Below are 743 nucleotides of genomic sequence, written 5' to 3' on the forward strand. Positions count from 1 at the left end.
GCTCCACCGCGCAGGTGAAGCCTTGTTGGATGGCCATCGCGAGCCGGAGGACCTTGTCGAAGAACCGCTGGGTGAGGCCGAGGTCGAGGACCTGGCCATCGCCTCCGCACACGACCGGGATGAGGCCGTGCTGGGCGGCGAGTCGACGGGCCAGAGCACCGCTGATGTGGTGGCCGGTGTCGAGGCGGGCGGTGCCGAGTCTTCCTTCGAGAACCGTGAGGTCCATGGTGACGACCACGACGGGGTCGCAGCCCCCGGTCTGGGGCAGGTCCTTCCTCCCGATCCGGTCGATCAGCTCCACGAACGCCCGGCCGCGGCGTTCCTCGAGCGTGGAGGGCCGCCCGGTCTCAGGATCCTCGAATCCGATCGGGTCGGGCCGGTTGGGGTTGAGCAGGGCTTGCAGCATCCGTTCCAGCTTGATCCCGCTGAGCAGCGGGAGCTTGAACCGACCCTGACTGCTCGCGGTGGTCTGGTCGTGGCCGAGGGTGAAGCACGCCTGGCGGGCGGCCTTCTCCTCGGCGCGGGCCAGCTGTTCGGCCAGGCGTTCCTCGGCGCCGTCGGGGTCGATGACCTCCTCCACATGCGCCGCCAGCCGGCGCAGCGCGGCGGTGTCGTGGACGTGGGCCTCCCCAGCCAAGAACTCCTCCGCCTGTGCTTTCATCGCCGCGTCGACCTCGTCGGGCAGCGCGTCGACGGCCTCGGTGATTATTGCCGCCGAGGCGGCCGGGAACCCACCCGCCGCC

1 protein-coding gene is annotated in these 743 nt (G+C 70.5%); it reads right to left on the reverse strand.

The window, feature by feature from the left end; translation table 11 throughout:
• A partial coding sequence (locus ACYQ1K_RS27910) for a DUF222 domain-containing protein (RefSeq protein WP_459986893.1) occupies positions 1–743 on the reverse strand: 743 nt, incomplete at both ends.

Source organism: Nocardioides sp. AN3, from assembly GCF_054653495.1.